The sequence below is a fragment of the Dyadobacter sp. genome (assembly GCF_039919315.1).
GTDB lineage: Bacteria > Bacteroidota > Bacteroidia > Cytophagales > Spirosomataceae > Dyadobacter.
The window spans coordinates 118142-134464 of sequence record NZ_JBDSFX010000081.1 but is presented as its reverse complement, the minus strand read 5'-3'; the positions used below and the strand labels follow the sequence as shown (position 1 = coordinate 134464).

Sequence of the window (16323 nt, the reverse complement as noted above, 5' to 3'; positions counted from 1 at the left end):
CAAAACCCGTTTTCTGTGTCACCGTTATGTTTTGTCTGAAAAAGTAAATGGCAGCAGCGGTCAGGACCAGAACGACTGCTACCGAAGCCGCGATTCCTCTGATGCTGCTCCACCACAACTTTCGGAATTTGGCCTGGTAAACGGGCGGGGCTAATTTGCTTTCCAATGCATTGTAGCATTGTTGTACGTACTGCTCCGTAACATGATCGCTTTTTTCAGTTCCGATTTCCTGCATTTCGTCCATCATCTCGCCAAACCAGCTGATAGCATCCTGATGTTGCAGTATTTCGATTACCTCCAATGTTTCCCCTGGCCCACATTCATCAAGCGCAAACCGCCGAAATAGTTGTTTTACAGATTCTTCTTTCACTTTGATCGAGGATGTGTTTTTATACTCTTAATCTTGACCCGAATTACTTTGTAAGAGTAAAAGAAACGGTTTCTCGAATCTCAGCGCCGCTTTCAAGTTTGGCACGTATTTCTAAAATAAGATCAGTTGTTTTCTTTGGATCATAAACGAAGGATCTCTGAATGTTGACAACATTGATTCCGCCACAATCACAGCTCCTATGACTTTCGTAGATTGAGGCGTTTTTTGCGCCTTTAACAGAAACTGTATACTCCAAAACAGAGGTGTTTCTCGGCTCAATAATGGCGCTTATCCTCACACTGTCTTTGCTTTCTATTGTCTGATTGATAGTAGGAGTGCTGATTGTTATAAAAGGAGAATCAAGCGGATCTTCTTTGCAGGACGCAAACAAAGCGATCAGAGCACATGATGTGAGCATTAATTTGTCGATTTTCATTGTAGGAAGTATTAGTTAAAGGTGTTTTAATACGAAGACTGACATCCAAGGGGCATCATATGCTCTGTTTCTGATTTTATTTGAAAAAACAAAACAGGAATAAGTGCATTAGTAAGATATTGTAACGTTTGAGATATTCGCGGATGGCCCTGGTAGCTTTTACAATGTGGTCATTGACGGTTCCTGCACTGATCCCAAGTTGCGCAGCCACTTCATCGTAGCATTTCCCTTCTATCTTACAGAGCTTAAAGATCAATTTGCGTTGTGGTGGAAGACGCTCGATCGCCTGGTTCAGAAGCCGTTCGTATTCTTCATTCTGAATTTTAAATTCTGTATCTGAGTGAAATTGCGCGGTGCCGGCTACGATAAGGTCTCTGATCTTTACCTCATGCGCCGCTCTGGAAAGCATGGTGAGAACCCTATTTTTGCAGGTCGTAAACAAGTAGCCTCTGAAGAATTTTACATCTTTCAAGCTTTCCCGATTCTCCCAGATTTTAAGAAACACATCCTGAGCAATGTCCTCGGCCAGAAAAGTAGATTTGGTGAATTTTAATGCGTAAGCATATATTTTACGGTAGTATGCTAGGTAGAGCTGCTTGAAAGCAGGCCGGCTGCTTGTAACAAGCAACGCCAGAAGCTCTTTCTCGTCGAAATCCGGGTTATTTTGCAAGACGTGATCCGATATAGTGTGTGTTTGCAAATGTACCCCGAATTCAAAAGTCCCGCCCATTTTAGTACACTGATACATGATGTGATTTATCGAACTTGATGTTTCAGAGGATTAAATTACAGGATGATCAATTTTCTGGTAAAAACTTCCTCGTTCCTTTTATTGTGAATTTTGAGGATGTAGACCCCCGGTGTCAGCCCGGCCCCATCCATGTCGGTGATTGAATTTGGATGAACTGGAAATTCCTTACTTTTCATTCCCTTGATGTTGAACAAGCGCGCTGTCAATGATGTGTTTGAGCCGCTTTTTACAGATTCCGTATTCAGTTGAAAGAAATTACGTTGAGGCTGGGTGATTATAATCTTTACCGCGGCACATGGACTGGCAGCAAAAACAATTCGGGTCAGCTCAGATTTTCCGTCAAAATCAACCTCTTTCAGTCGGTAGTAACCTTTTGGATCAGGTAAAGAGTCTGTGAAAGAGTACGTTTGACTGGTGCGCGAGTTGCCTGATGCATGCTCGCGGCCTATTTCGTGGAATGTCTTACCATCCTGACTTCGTTCAATTGAAAAATAGTCAGCATCGATCTCCTCGCTGGTGGTCCAGCGCAGTTCTACATTGCAATGATTCGTTTTTGCTTCAAAACTGACCAAACGAACAGGTAGGGCCTGGTTCACTACGGAACTGAAAAATGCAAATGCGGCAGCTGTCACTGCTATTTCCTGAACTGTAAATTCCGACATTTCCACAGCTTCACGGGCGTCGGTATATTTTCGTAAAACAGGGTAGGGATCTTCTTTTTTAAAACCATAAGGATACAGGTTGGCCGAGTCCTGGATGGCGAAGGATGAGGGACGGTTCATCACCAGGGAAGCGGCAGGTCCGAAGATGGGTACTCCGGGAACAGGCTGGTCGAACTTACCCGGAACGGTGGACCAATGCAATGGGAAATGAGGGGATTTGCTGCCAATACCGGTAATGAAGCTTTGGGATAATGGATTGTTGCCGAGCGGAATGTCTAACTGGATTTTGGCGTAGTTTAATAATTCCGGTTTGTTGAGCAGATAGCTGAACATAATGTAGTCGAATGCGTAACTCTGCGCCATTCCAAATGTTCCATATCCGACAAATCCTTTAAATGGATGGTAGGCGCCGTGGTAGGCATGCGTGACCATCGTGCGGTTGAAATAATTGACCAGGATCTCGGTGTTCAGTTTGCTTTTGAACTCATCGACCGGTGTAGGATCGGTTGGAAACTGCGTGGTAGCATACGCCCAGGCTGCTTTTACGGTGTGCTGCTGCCAGCTCATGGTAGCATGGAACTGATGCGGGATCTGCCCGTACCAGTTCAAAAAGTCGGTGTTATAGATCGCTTCTCCGGTTGATTTATATAATTCCGCAGCCGCCCAGGCGCGGTTATCCCTATCCTCGGGGTCGGGATATGGGCCTGCTGAAATGCCTGGCACATTCACATTGGCGGAGGGTTGTGGATGGCCCTGTAAAAAGAGCCAGGCATTTTTCGCACGGTCCAGGCACGAATCCGCGTACGCTGGAAAAACGCTTTTAAAACTCCGGTAAGCCATTGCCATCGCCGCGGCGAACATAGCGGTAGACTGGGTCGTTTTTTCGGAAACAAACAGCGTTTTGTTCTCTTCTCCCGGCAGACCGCTGGACCATGTCGCCGGAGTAACCCGAAAATAAACGCCGCCGTCCGGTGCCTGCATTTGTTTCAGCCAATCGGTTTCATATTTCAGCTCGTCGAGCAGGTCCGGGATATTATTGCCGCTTTCCGGAATGATGAGATGGTTGTCGGGGAATTTCTGAGGATATAATTCAAATGCGGTGAAGAGAATAAACATTGCGCTGGCTGCGGTAGGCACGTAGCGTCCATAATCACCGGCGTCGAGCCAGCCTTTGGCCATCGGGATTTTGGTGCCGGGAGGATAGTCGGTCGCGCTGTATAATGGTGAGGTGGTGTGTGATGAATGTATCTCAGCAGTAGGATCGGGCAGGCCGCTCCTGGCCCAGGTACCCGCGTGGGACGCTTCTAATGTTCCGGTTCTTTGATAAAACAATGCACGCCCCGTGTGAAAATAGGTCTGGTTGTATACATCGCTGGCAATGTTGAATTCTTTGGAGCGACCGTAGCCGGGTACATATAGATGATACTTTCCAGGCGTGGCGAAAGATGAGAAATCCAGTTCAAAAACCCTTTCACCACTGAATGAAGCGTCACTTTTCAGGAATATGCTGCTCCCGCTGTGAACCACCTGATCCGCTTCATTGAGAACCTGAAAAGTAGGAGGGGTTACAGTATCCACCGGCATGAACCACGCGTCACCGAGGAAGTTGCCCAGCTTACCAAGCTTAGGGCTGTCAGGCAGGTAGCCTACCTGATTAATTTTGACATTTTCATCAATTAGAAGGTCAGAAAAAACGAAACTGGTATCCAACGTCGCGCTATTATTGGACAGATCGTTGAGGGCATTGACCTTTAATGAATAACTAACGCCATTTTTTAATGGTTTGTCAAAAATCAGAAAGAGCTCGAATTGGATCACCGGCGTACCTGACCCAGGCGTCAATGCAGTCACATGCGAATGCCTGCCAATTTTGGTGGGATGGGTAAGATTCTGGTAATCTGCATCTGTCTGACTTTGAACGCTGTAATTGAGCACGTTGTAACAACCTGTTGTGTCAAATCTTTCGCTGACGTGCAACTTAGCTACCTGGCTTGAAACGGGTTCAAAAGCAATGACGGGTGATTTTCCATCTGCTACCTTAATATTATCGACAAAAAACTGGACCTGAGCGACCGCAGAAGTGCCGAATTCGAGGTATTCGACGGAACTCAGATTGTAGCCTGGTGTTTTGAATAGGTTGAGCGGCACCCTCACTTCTTTATATAGATCAGTGATCAGTCCGCCTGTCTGGATGTATGGCGTCAAATCCACCCAATTACTTTTTGCGAAATAAGTAGTGAAACGAACTGAGGTCATTTGGTCGGCCAGGTTGGACTTGATGTAAAACCGCAATTCATCAAATGCGGAAATATCCGAGCGCCAGGCACCACTGCAATTGAAGCCCAACCGCGGATTGTGAGCATTGTCCGGTTCGGCCCGGAAGTAGTAACCGCCAGCTTGCGCATCGGGACCTGAAAGTATGGAGCCATAAGCGTGGTTACACGTAGCTGGATTTGGAAGTTCACCGTCCCAGAGTATTTTGTCCTGGGCATGAACTGTGAGCCAGCCATACAAAAATGCAATCGTCAATCGGAATGTCTTTCTCATGATGTTCCTTGGATAGTGTGATTTTGAGAGAAGACATTTTCAGTCAGCCTGATATATGCTTTGATCCGAAAAAAATGTCAAAAGAGAAAAATAGAAGTCGTCGGAGCTCTTTAAATGTTATCTGGCAAGCCTTGTAGAATAGTGAGTATAAACAGGAATAAGCATTCTTTTTTAAGAGAAAGCTTAACCAAAAATTAACATACGGATTCATTGTGGTCCCGGTAATTCAGGTATGGCAGTAATATTAACGCGCTAAAAAAATGAAACCGTTTTCAGAGTTATCGGCTGAGGAGTTGGCGATGGAAAACCTGTTCATAAGGTGGGTGCGATTTCCGGATGATCCACCCATTCGTTCTTTTTGGGAGAACTGGATAATCAAATATCCGTCCAGGAAAGATACTGTGGATAGGGCGAGGGAACTCGTTTTGACAGCCTCCGAATGGAAACCTGAAATGCTGTCCAGCCAGGAAGTTAATTCTATATGGGGCAGGATCAGGAGTACGCTTGAAATTAGGGGGGATAGGGAATCCAATGATCTTGCGTCAAGCTCTTCTCCTGACAGTGGCATGATTAAAAGCATCATTTTAATCCTTATGTCGGTCACTTTTCTTTTTTTTTTATTTTATTTTCTGTTTGGTAGTCATTAAGCTTCCATAGCTAAGAACATGGCTTAACTTCCCTTAGTTTGCGCTCTGCGATACTACTCTTTTGCGCTCCTTTTTCCTTGTTTGGATATTAGCCAATATTGATATAATCCAAATTTTTGTAAAATTGGACTCGTTCCTGAAATCATTTTTATACCGCATTGTGTGGAGATTTTACAATATTTTATTTGATGAAGCATATCTTGGCAACGTTCCCGATATCGATTGCATAAATAAATTCAGCCAATAATTTCCGTTTATCTCGCCGAATCTCTATTCTCAAACCGATTTTTAAATGGTACTATCTCTACAAATAATTTACTTATTGGAATTATTCAAATAAATAGTACAATGGCGGAATCACACGTAAAATCATCCTCTTTCCTCTATCAGTTATCATTTTTTCAATGGCATGGAACGGACTGCTTTGGCGGCTTATCGCCAAAACACTGTTAATTATTCATAGAAAATATATCAATATTTTGTAGGGGTTGCGGGTGAAAAAGTCGTCTGGAATTTAATATTTAAGAACATTTAATGGTAACCTTTTAACGCGTATGAAAAAAAACTTTACGAGTGTCGGTCAATGCATCATGCGTTGGACCATGATGGGCGTGATTGTCACAGGGCTTGCAATCGAAGCTTCGGCTGAAAGTAAGCACGTGACAAACGTGGTGGCAACAGTAGACAGGACTATCTCAGGAAAGATCACCGCCGCAGAAGACAACACCCCAATCCCTGGTGTGTCTGTAGTAGTGAAAGGGAGCAGAAGTGGTACAAACACGGATGTGGAGGGGACTTTTAAGGTAGATGTTCCTGATAATAACGCAGTACTGGTATTTTCAGCGGTAGGTTTTGTCTCACAGGAGATTACAGTAGGTGCCAAGAGCACGATTGATGTCGTCCTGGTTGGCGATCTCAAAACATTGAGCGAAGTGGTTGTGGTAGGTTACGGTACACAAAAGAAAAGTCAGCTGACCGGCGCTATCTCGTCCGTCTCATCCAAGATGATCAGTGAAATGCCTGTTACGAATGTGGGGCAAGCGATGCAGGGCCGTGTGGCGGGTGTGGATGTGGCTCAGTCAGGTAGCAAGCCTGGTACCGTTCCAAAAATTACCATTCGGGGACGCCGGTCATTCAATGCAGGCAATAACCCGCTTTACGTAGTCGATGGAATTCCGTTATCCGGCGACCGCAACGAACTCGCTGCAACACGTCCTTTCGACTTCGTTTCAGGTGGCTATGAAGATCTTAACCCGAATGACGTCGCTTCCATGGAGATCCTGAAGGATGCCACATCAACTGCTATTTATGGAGCGAGGGGTGCGAATGGAGTAGTCTTGATCACTACCAAGAGAGGCGCAGCAAAAGGTAAAACCACTGTTTCTTACGACACCTATGTGGGTGTAACCGACGCGCTTGACAAAGTTAAGCTGCTGGACGGAGCGGGTTATGCGGAATTGAAAAGGGAATCGAGAAGAACATTGGGAACATATAAGGATGCCAATGGAAACCCTGTGGCAACAGGCGCAATCGACACCTACGCGGATTCAAAATTGTTCGAACCCATTGAACTCGATGGTATCGCTAATAATCGTACGACCGACTATCAGGAAATGATGATCCGCCGTGGATTCCAGCAGAATCATACTATCGGCGTGCAGGGAGGAAATGAGAAAACACAGTTTTACATCTCAGGAGGTTTTTTCAAAGATAAAGGGGTTATTCCAGGTCTTGATTTTACCCGCACTTCGGTACGTGTCAATATAGACCATAATATAAATAAGAGGATCAAGGTAGGTATTTCTTCATATACCATGTACAGCGTGCGTAATGGTGCCAACCGTAACCCTTATGGGTATACATTGGGTCAGAATCCGCTTGCAAAAGCATACGACGACGATGGTAAGCTAATTTTTGCCCAGACCAGTGACGCCCTTCTGACAAACCCTATGGCTGAGCTTGTGAAGGGTGCGCAGATCGATCAAACTAAAAAGTATCGTATACTGAACAGTGTATATGGTGAGGTCAACATCCTGGAAGGTTTAAAGTATCGCTTCAACTTCGGACCTGACTTTTCAATCTCTCGTGCGGGCCGTTTTACCGGTGCACAAACAAACGACATCAAAGGTGGTAATCCAACTGCGGCAACCAACAGCCAGTTTGGTTTCAACTACACGCTCGAGAACATCCTTACCTATGGCAAGACATTCAATAATGTTCATAATTTGAATGTGACAGCCGTTCAGTCCATCCAGCATGACAATTTTGAATTTAATAACGTATCAGTTCAGGGAGTGCCCGTGGAAGGTCAGGAGTACCTGAATCTTGGTAATGCAGCGACTGTGCTGGGTGTAGGAAGTAATTTGATCCAATGGACATTGAACTCTTACATGGTGCGCTTGAACTATGATTATAATGACAAATACTTGGTAACCATAACAGCCCGCCGCGACGGTTCAAGCCGGTTCGGGGAGAATACCAAATATGGTACCTTCCCTGGGGTTGCAGTAGCGTGGAATATCAATAATGAAGGCTTTTTGAAAAATGTCTCTTGGCTGGACCAATTAAAGATCCGCGCGAGCTATGGTAAAACAGGTAACCAGGGTGTATCGCCTTACCAGACACAAGCATTGGTAAGCCGTACTTCCTATGCATACGGTACAGCAGCAGCCTATGGGTATCGTCCCAATACAATTGGTAACCCAGATTTGAAATGGGAATCGTCGGCATCCAAAAACCTGGGGGTTGATTTCAGCTTCTTTTCAGGACGCGTTTCAGGATCTCTGGAAGTATATCAAACAAACACAACTGATTTGTTGCTTTCAGACCAGCTTCCTACATCAACCGGTTTTAATGCAGTTACCCGTAACGTAGGTGAAACGAGGAATAGAGGTATTGAGCTCGGTGTATCCACAGTGAACGTTAGTACAAAAGGCGGTTTCAAATGGACTACCGACTTTACTTTTTATAAAAATACAGAGGCGATTGTCTCGCTGTACAATGGTAAAGTGGATGATACTGGGAACAAATGGTTCATTGGTAAGCCACTTAACTCGTTCTATGATTACAAAAAAGTGGGTATCTGGCAGACAAGTGAAGCGGATGCTGCAAAATCATTCGGATTCAGTGTAGGTCAGGTGAAATTGCAGGATACCAATAGCGACGGAAAAATCACAGCCGCTGACCGGGTTATCTTGGGATCTGATATTCCAAAATGGCAGGGTGGTATTACCAACCGTTTCAGCTATAAGGGTATTGATCTGTCGTTCTTCATCTTTGCACGCGTTGGACAGAAGATCATCAGCAAGTTCCACCAGAATAGCTTAACCTTGCAGGGACGTTACAATCAGATCAAGGTGGATTACTGGACTCCGAACAATCCGACCAATGAATTCCCAAGACCTAACTTTAACCAGGAGTTTCCGGTATACAATACCTCATTTATTTACTTTGATGGCTCATTTGTTAAAGTGCGTAATATCAACTTCGGTTACACTTTCACCCAGAAGTTTACTCAGAAACTGGGTATCGAGTCACTTCGACTTTTCGCAAGTATCCAACAACCGTTTATTTTCTCTAAATACCGTTCTAAATACAATGGTATTGACCCGGAATCAGCTGATGGAAACGTGAACAACGACGTAACACCTGCAACGAGAGTTTCGACTTTTGGTCTGAATGTGAAGTTTTGATAATCAGCCGAAAAAAGTTAGTTCAAAATATTAAATAGCTTTACAATGAGACATTTAGAATTAAAAAAATCGTTCACAGTGCTCTGCGTGTCGGTCATGTTATTGGCAGGGCAATCGTGCAAGGACATTCTGGACGAGAAAGTAATTTCCAGCATTGGTGACGACTATCTCAATACCACTGCGGGCTTCAACTCGACTGTTAATGCAGCCTATTCTTCCCTGAGAAACTTTTACGGAACAGAACGCGGCTTGTCCATGACAGAATATGGAACTGACCTGTATTCTGCTGGCGCCGACGGTAGCTATAAAGGTTTCCATTTTTACGATTCCCAGTTGATCGGTACCGTTGTTATTATCCAGGAACTTTGGGATGAGCTTTACAAAGGCATCAATACCTGCAACGCATTGATTGATAGAGCTCCAAACATTACCGGTGTTACCGATGCTATTAAAACTCAGCGCATCGCGGAAATAAAATTCCTTCGTGCCCATTATTACTTTATTCTTTTCCAACAATTTGGAGGGATAGATCTAAGACTTAGTGAAACGCTTTTGCCAACTAAAAAGACAGCAAGAGCATCCAGCGACGACATGTATAAGGCGATCATCGCCGATTTGGAAGCTGCATTGCCTGCCTTGGAGAACAAAGCGAAAGCAGGGGACTATGGCCGCGCTACGAAGGCTGCTGCTGAGCATTTGCTGGCGAAGGTTTACCTTACTAAAGCCACTTCTTCTTCGAAAGCTGCTGATGACTATGCCAAAGCGGAGACTTATGCTGCGAATGTTGTCAACAATTACGGTTTCAAGCTGCTGCCAGACTTCGCAAGCGTGTTTTCACAAGGCGCTGGTGAAATCAATGATGAGGTTGTATTTTCAGTGCAATACACTTCGGATGCATTAACTAACGGATCGGGCAATAACCTGCATCTTTTGTTTGGAATGCAATATGATGTGCAGGCAGGAATGCAGCGTGATATCGCGTATGGCCGTCCTTTCAAACGTCTGAAACCAACTCCATACACGTTGGATGTTGTTTTCAAAGATCGCGTGAATGACTCTCGTTACAAGAAAACTTTCAGGGATACCTGGCTTTGTAATACTGCTGGCGGATCATTCACTAACGTGTTCGACAACTCCAAGAAATCGGTAACATTTAAGGCAGGTGACACCACAATCTATATGCCTGGTGTAGAATGGTCACTGGAAAAACGTGCTTCAAAACCTTATCAGGTATTAGTACCTAGCCTATACAGCTTGTCGTTGTTCCCTACCAACATTAAATTTATGGACCCACTTCGTCCGGATAAGACTTACGAGGCTGGTAGCCGTGACTATCTGGCATTCCGTCTGGCAGATACCTATCTGATGCTCGCAGAAGCACAATTAATGCAGAAAAAAACTGCTGATGCTACCAAGAACGTCAACATGGTTCGCCGTCGCGCAGCATTTGCCGGCAAGGAAGCCGCAATGGAAATTAAGGAAGCAGATATGACCTTTGAGTTCCTGATGGAGGAACGCGGTCGCGAGTTGCTGGGTGAGCAAACCAGGTGGCTGGATTTGAAGCGCTGGGGTAATCTTGTTGACCGTGTTAAAAAGTACAATACTGATGCTGCTGCAAATGTGAAGGAAACAAGTTTACTTCGTCCGATTCCTCAGACTCAGATTGACAGAAGTGAAAAAACTGGTGACGGAAGTTCAAGCTTCCCGCAAAATCCGGGGTATTAACAGGTAAATAACATGAGAGTCCGTTTCACGGATAAGGTACTGGATCATCCGATTCAGCGCCTTATCCGTGATTTTTTTTGGTTGCGTTTGATGAGTTTATAAATTCCATTGCTGCTTTTGTAACCGCCTGATTCTGAAATACTAATTTATGTAATGCGCTGCGTGTAGTATAATTTTGTGTTAACGTATGGTGACATAGGTTAGTATTTGTAGAAAAAATTAGAATTTATTCGTGTAAGGGAAGGAAAGATACTACTGCGTCTGGGTAAATTGATATAATGTTACTCACCTAAATCAATCTTAATCCTAACCTTATCATGAAAAAAGGATCTACCAGGTACCTTTTAAGAATGGCGATGATCGGAGTGCTGACATCAGCGTGCTTCGCTAGTCCGAGCTCAGGCACCACCTTTCCCAAAGTCATTGAAATGTCCCGGCCCGCCGAAAAAATGGTAACAGGCCGAATTTTGTCTACCGAAGACAATTCGCCCATCCCGGGCGTTACCGTGGTGCTAAAAGGCACAAGCAATGGAACCACCACCGATGTAGACGGAAAATACCAGCTCAATGTCCCCAACAACAATGCGGTTCTGGTTTTTTCAGCAGTCGGATATTTGACGCAGGAAAAGCCGATCGGAAATGCAAGTGTGCTAGACATTTCGCTGTCGTCTGACCAAAAAACACTCGATGAAGTGGTCGTAGTCGGCTATGGTACCCAAAAGAAAAGAGACCTTACAGGTGCTGTTTCCCAGATTAACACCACCAAACTTGAAAATGAGAACCCGAATTCAGTGCAGGACATTCTCCGCGGGAATGTGGCCGGATTGAATGTGGGTATGTCGCCGTCTGCAAAAGGCGGTGGAAGCTTGCTGGTTCGCGGAAGAAACTCGATCAATGCGGCTACCAGTCCGCTGCTCGTTCTGGATGGTGCGATTTATTATGGAGAACTTTCGGATATAAACCCGAATGACATTGAGACGATCGACGTGCTGAAAGATGCGAGTTCGGCGGCGGTATTCGGTTCAAAAGCGGCGAGTGGCGTTATCCTGATCACCACCAAAAAAGGAAAAGAAGGCAAAACGATTATCAATATCAATTCAAATGTGGGTATTGGCAATGTTTCCAAAAACCAACCGGTACTGGGTCCCGACCAGTTCGTTACCTGGCGCGGGGATGTGATGAAGAACATCAACTCAACATATCAACCCTTTCAATTCGACAATCCTGCAAACCTGCCCTCGAATATTTCGACAGAGCAGTGGCTTGCCTATGATGGTTCGTCGGGCGATCCTACCACGGTTTGGCTGCAAAGGCTGGGGATGCAACCCATTGAAATTGAAAATTATAAAGCGGGAAAGAGTGTGGATTGGTATAAAAAGGTATTTCAAACCGGTGTGAGACAGGATCATACGGTCAGTCTTTCGGGCAAAAAGGAAGCGATTTCCTACTTCATGTCACTTGGTTACCTGAGCAACAACGGTATCATTACCGGTGATAAGTTCAGTACCGTCCGTGGAAGGGTCAATCTCGAAGGAAAAGTGAGCAAGTTTTTATCCGTTGGTACCAATATCCAGTTTGCCGATAAAGATGAAAGTCAGGTGCCCGTTGACTATGGACTTGCACGGATTTTATCTCCATGGGGTTCTGAGTTCAATGAGGATGGTACCTACAAATGGAGGCCTAATAATGAAGCCAGCGGCGGAAATCACCCGTACTACGCACGCCAGTTCATTGACCGAAAATATAAAACAACGACTTTAAATACAACGCTTTATGGGTTAGTTAATCTGCCATTTGGCATTACGTACCGGATCAATTATACGCCGCGGTACGAATATTACGATCGCTACAACCACGAGTCTGCCAAGCATGCCGAGTGGGCCGCTACAGGAGGAAGTTCGAGTCGGCAAAACCGCAAGACGTTTCACTGGCAGGTCGATAACATTGTAAAATGGACCAAAACATTCGGCCAGCACAACTTCGACGTGACCTTGTTGGCTAATGCGGAAAAATACCAGCGCTGGGATAACACCATGACCAACAAAGGTTTCCTACCAACAGACGCACTAGGCTACCACGGAATAGGAACGGGTATCAATCCGACGGTATCCAGTTATGATGAATACAGCACCGGCGACGCATTAATGGCGAGGGTATTCTACTCATTCAAAGACCGCTACATGCTTACTTTATCGACGCGCCGTGATGGCTACTCCGCATTTGGGCAGTCCAATCCCCGCGCCACATTTGCTTCTGCGGCATTGGGTTGGGTGTTTACGGATGAGAAATTCTGGGAGAGCAGCTGGATGAATTATGGTAAGCTTCGTTTTACCTGGGGTAGTAATGGTAACCGGGACATCGGTTTATACAATGCCATCTCCGATTTGAGCACCGGTAAATACCTGCACGTAAGACCAGATGGCACGGTTTATCTCGCTAATCAGCTTTATGTGAACCGGATGCAGAATGCAAACCTGAAATGGGAACGTACGGCCTCATTCAACATTGGTCTTGATTTCGGGTTGTTCAATAATGTCCTGGACGGTTCGATCGAGGTTTACCGATCGTCGACCACGGATCTTTTGGTACAGCGTGCATTACCCGACATTCTGGGTTTCAGCTCTGTTTGGGATAACCTTGGAGAGGTACAGAACCGAGGCGTAGAATTCAGCCTGAATTCAGTGAATATGAACCGGGAGAATTTTTCATGGAGAACAACCTTAAACTTCCAGTTGAACCGAAATAAGATCGCGCGCCTTTACGGTGATTTGGATGAAAACGGAAAAGAAAAGGATGACGTTGCCAACAGACGCTTCATCGGGCACGCGCTCGATGAGATCTGGAATTTCAAAGTGGACGGCGTTTGGCAGACGGAAGAAAAGGATGCCGCCGCCAAGTACGGCGTGAAGCCAGGCGATTTCAAGATCAAGGATGTGGACGGCGATGGAAAGTATACCAATGCGGATAAAGAATTCCAGGGATATACCAACCCACGTTTCAGATGGACATTCAGAAATGATTTCAAGCTGTTCAAAACACTGGATGTCGGTATCGCGCTTTATTCTTACTGGGGACACAAAGCGGCATTTAACCAAATGAAAAACAGGGACGGTTTCCTGGACCGTACCAGCTCGTACAATTTCCCTTACTGGACCGAAGAAAATCGTTCGAACGACTGGGCGCGCCTCTATTCAAGCGAGGGCGGTGCCACAGGTTTCAGCGTGTACAGAGACAGATCTTTTATCAGGCTGGACAACATTTCGCTCGGTTACTCACTTCCAAAAAAGCTGGTTCAGAAGGTGAATGTGCAGAATTTGAAATTCTTTTTCTCGGCCAAAAATCTGGGTTATTATGCTCCGAACTGGGACTACTGGGATGCTGAGCCTGACGATGACGGTAACAACGTTCCTACTCCGCGCATTCTCACACTCGGTGTCGACATTACTTTGTAATCCATTAAAATGAAGCGACTAAAATTATGAAATTCACATATAGAAACTTAAAAAACCAGGGAATGTGGAGTGTTTCGGCACTTTTTCTGATCTTGGCGGGCTGCGATAAATCCAGACTGGAACCGAAACCATTATCGTTTTTTGCGCCTGAAAATACATTCAATGACCCCAATGGTTTGCGGGCGACACTCATTGCCTGCGAGCGGAACATGCGTTACGAATGGTATGGTGACAATCCGCCGATTATCACCGAAAGTATATTCTCGGACATAGCTGTGGAAGGAACTACCGACAAGTCGGGGCCTGCGCAGAATATGAATTTGCAGATCACGCCGGATGCGCAATTGAACAGTACCGACTACAACAAAATCGGTTGGTACTGGCTCGAAGGGTATAAAGGCATCAAGTACGCAAACGTGGCGATTTCACGGATCGATCAGCCTAAATATACCAGTGAGCAGGAAAGAAATGAGATCCTCGGAGCGGCCTATTTTCACCGCGCATTCCGCTACTACCGTCTTGTGCACCAGTTCGGTGACATTCCGCTGATCCTGGACGAGGTAGTGGAACCCAAGCTTGATTTTGTTTCAACCAAAAGAGAGGTAATTCTTCAAAAAATGAAGGAAGACCTGGAATATGCTGAAAAATGGGTGCCTGTAAGTACAGATAAGGGTACCGTCAACAGAGGCGCAGTGAGCCATTTGTTAACCAAGATCAATCTTTCACTCGGCCTTTTCGACGACGCAATTAAATCGGCAAACAATGTGATTGACGGAGGTACACATAAGCTGATGACGACGCGTTTTGGCGTAAGCCAGAGCGATGCGACCCGCAATGTAATCTGGGATCTGCACCGTCCTGAAAACAAGGCACTTGCTACCAACACTGAGGCATTAATGCTCGTGATCGACCGCCTCCTGATCGATGGAAACTTTGAAGGCGGTACGCAGAGTATGCGTAATGCGGTCCCGTTCTGGCACAATAACATCAATACGCCGGCCGGAAATCGCGGGACGATCGATACCTATAACATTGAAATTGATCAGGTGAACAAATTTGGCCGGGGTATCGGAAGGCTGCGACCTACCTGGTATTCGACTCACAGTGTTTGGGATGATAAAAACGACCTTCGCCATGCACCAGGAAACTGGATGCGGATGCAGGATTTGATCTATAACAATCCGTCCCTTAAAGGAAAAGATACATTCTATGGAAAAAACCTGCGTTTACGGACAGATGCGGGCGCATTGCTGACGATCGACACGATCCGGTGCTGGTTTGACTGGCCACATTATAAACTGTTTGTCCCGGATCCGGAGCGTGTACAGGCGGCAGGCGGCCACACGGATTGGTACGTATTTAGGTTAGCGGAAACACATTTGTTACGTGCTGAGGCCTATTTTTGGAAAGGTGACTTGGCCAATGCTGCCAAAGATCTGAATGTAGTACGCGAACGTGCCGGCGCGGCACCGATTGCCGCCGGGAAGATTAATATCGGCACCATACTCGATGAACGTGCGAGAGAGCTCTACTATGAAGAACCACGCAAAACCGAGCTGACACGCATTTCGTACATTTTGGCGATGACGGGCAAGCCTGCTTATAATGGTAAAACATATAGCCTGACCAATTTCTCGGACGAAAACTTCTTTTATGACCGGATTATGGAAAAAAGTAATTTCTACAATAAAGGTGTAAAAACCCGTCACGGAGACGAGTACCTGATCAGCCCTTATCATGTGTTGTGGCCGATCCCTTCACCTACAATCCAGGGAAATAGCAAAGGGATTATCAACCAGAATAAAGGATATTCGGGCTACGAAAGGAATATTCCTCCGCTGACTTCGATTCCGGAATAAAATTATTTTTAATAAAAGCAGAAAAGCCCTGAGATTCAGTGGCTTTTCTGCTTTTATTAAAAAGCCGCGTCAGGTCAAGACATTAACGTTATTCATAGTATCGCATGACTTAGGATCTTTAATTGACCAAGGCGACTGTAACAATACCGATAAATCCTACTAGTACAAAAGGCATTTGTAAG

At 45.4% G+C, this 16323-nt stretch carries 9 protein-coding genes; 4 read left to right on the top strand and 5 right to left on the bottom strand.

Going from position 1 to position 16323, the window contains the following annotated elements:
- From ABIO93_RS22365 to ABIO93_RS22345, 5 genes are all read right to left on the bottom strand, one after another.
- The coding region (locus tag ABIO93_RS22365) for a hypothetical protein (protein ID WP_348071805.1) at positions 1–370 on the bottom strand (370 nt) is incomplete at its 3' end.
- A gap of 43 nt (positions 371–413) precedes the next feature.
- Positions 414–806, bottom strand: coding sequence for a hypothetical protein (locus tag ABIO93_RS22360; protein ID WP_348071803.1), 393 nt, complete (start codon positions 804–806; stop codon positions 414–416).
- A 76-nt stretch (positions 807–882) separates the two neighbouring features.
- On the bottom strand, positions 883–1554 hold the full coding sequence (locus ABIO93_RS22355) for an RNA polymerase sigma-70 factor (protein ID WP_348071801.1): 672 nt from the start codon (positions 1552–1554) through the stop codon (positions 883–885).
- Between the two features lie 38 nt (positions 1555–1592).
- Positions 1593–4766, bottom strand: coding sequence for a glycoside hydrolase family 9 protein (locus ABIO93_RS22350; RefSeq protein WP_348071799.1), 3174 nt, complete (start codon positions 4764–4766; stop codon positions 1593–1595).
- A 244-nt stretch (positions 4767–5010) separates the two neighbouring features.
- A complete protein-coding gene (locus ABIO93_RS22345) occupies positions 5011–5334 on the bottom strand; it encodes a hypothetical protein (protein WP_348071797.1) in 324 nt (107 codons plus the stop codon).
- A 633-nt stretch (positions 5335–5967) separates the two neighbouring features.
- Between ABIO93_RS22345 and ABIO93_RS22340 the strand changes: the two genes are divergently transcribed.
- From ABIO93_RS22340 to ABIO93_RS22325, 4 genes are all read left to right on the top strand, one after another.
- Positions 5968–9105: a TonB-dependent receptor gene (locus ABIO93_RS22340; RefSeq protein ID WP_348071795.1), complete on the top strand. Its 3138-nt coding sequence runs from the start codon at positions 5968–5970 to the stop codon at positions 9103–9105.
- 45 nt (positions 9106–9150) lie between these two features.
- Positions 9151–10830 (top strand): RagB/SusD family nutrient uptake outer membrane protein, encoded by a 1680-nt coding sequence (locus ABIO93_RS22335; protein WP_348071793.1) that lies wholly within the window; start codon positions 9151–9153, stop codon positions 10828–10830.
- Between the two features lie 317 nt (positions 10831–11147).
- Entirely contained in the window at positions 11148–14282 is a 3135-nt protein-coding gene (locus ABIO93_RS22330; RefSeq protein WP_348071791.1) for a TonB-dependent receptor, read from the top strand.
- Positions 14283–14308: 26 nt separating this feature from the next.
- The gene (locus ABIO93_RS22325; protein ID WP_348071789.1) at positions 14309–16141 is read left to right on the top strand and encodes a RagB/SusD family nutrient uptake outer membrane protein; all 1833 of its coding nucleotides are present in this window, start codon (positions 14309–14311) and stop codon (positions 16139–16141) included.
- The last annotated feature ends 182 nt before the right edge of the window (positions 16142–16323 follow it).

Excerpts from the sequence above, each read along its gene's own strand:
- ABIO93_RS22325 (WP_348071789.1), top strand. The coding sequence starts at position 14,309 with ATGAAATTCACATATAGAAACTTAAAAAACCAGGGAATGTGGAGTGTT.
- ABIO93_RS22355 (WP_348071801.1), bottom strand. The coding sequence starts at position 1,554 with ATGTATCAGTGTACTAAAATGGGCGGGACTTTTGAATTCGGGGTACAT.
- ABIO93_RS22330 (WP_348071791.1), top strand. The coding sequence starts at position 11,148 with ATGAAAAAAGGATCTACCAGGTACCTTTTAAGAATGGCGATGATCGGA.
- ABIO93_RS22350 (WP_348071799.1), bottom strand. The coding sequence starts at position 4,766 with ATGAGAAAGACATTCCGATTGACGATTGCATTTTTGTATGGCTGGCTC.
- ABIO93_RS22340 (WP_348071795.1), top strand. The coding sequence starts at position 5,968 with ATGAAAAAAAACTTTACGAGTGTCGGTCAATGCATCATGCGTTGGACC.
- ABIO93_RS22335 (WP_348071793.1), top strand. The coding sequence starts at position 9,151 with ATGAGACATTTAGAATTAAAAAAATCGTTCACAGTGCTCTGCGTGTCG.
- ABIO93_RS22360 (WP_348071803.1), bottom strand. The coding sequence starts at position 806 with ATGAAAATCGACAAATTAATGCTCACATCATGTGCTCTGATCGCTTTG.
- ABIO93_RS22345 (WP_348071797.1), bottom strand. The coding sequence starts at position 5,334 with ATGCCACTGTCAGGAGAAGAGCTTGACGCAAGATCATTGGATTCCCTA.